The sequence below is a fragment of the Curtobacterium sp. MCBA15_008 genome (assembly GCF_001865065.1).
In the GTDB taxonomy this organism is placed as follows: domain Bacteria; phylum Actinomycetota; class Actinomycetes; order Actinomycetales; family Microbacteriaceae; genus Curtobacterium.
Window position 1 is genome coordinate 1 of record NZ_MJGN01000070.1, and the last position, 407, is coordinate 407.

Sequence of the window (407 nt, forward strand, 5' to 3'; positions counted from 1 at the left end):
CTTCGGACAGATCCATGACGATGATCTGCTTATGCACATTGACCTGGGTGGCTGCCAGGCCAATGCCGGGCGCATCGTACATGGTCTCGAACATGTCGTCGATCAGCTTGCGGGTCTCGTCTGTTACCTCGTCCACTGGCTTGGCAAGGGTGCGCAAGCGGGGGTCCGGGTATTCGAGAATATCTAGTATCATGGCGCTCGTACTTTTGGTGTCTGATTCTGGCTTTCACCGTTATCTTTTGTAACGGTGTGAATACTGTCTCCGAAATGCGACAGCGTACTGCGCATTTTTCCATCCCGTGACTATTATGATCGGGATGAAAGAGCCGGTTTCAACGGGTTTTTGCCGTTTATGGTGCTATTATCCCTCAACTCGCTCATTGAGTACAAACTGATCAGTTGATAGT

Annotated in this window: 1 protein-coding gene; it reads right to left on the bottom strand. The window is 50.4% G+C overall.

Going from position 1 to position 407, the window contains the following annotated elements:
• Window positions 1-193 (bottom strand): peptide deformylase (locus tag BIU96_RS18070; protein WP_175477613.1); only part of this gene is annotated, 193 nt, incomplete at its 3' end.
• Window positions 194-407: the final 214 nt, after the last annotated feature.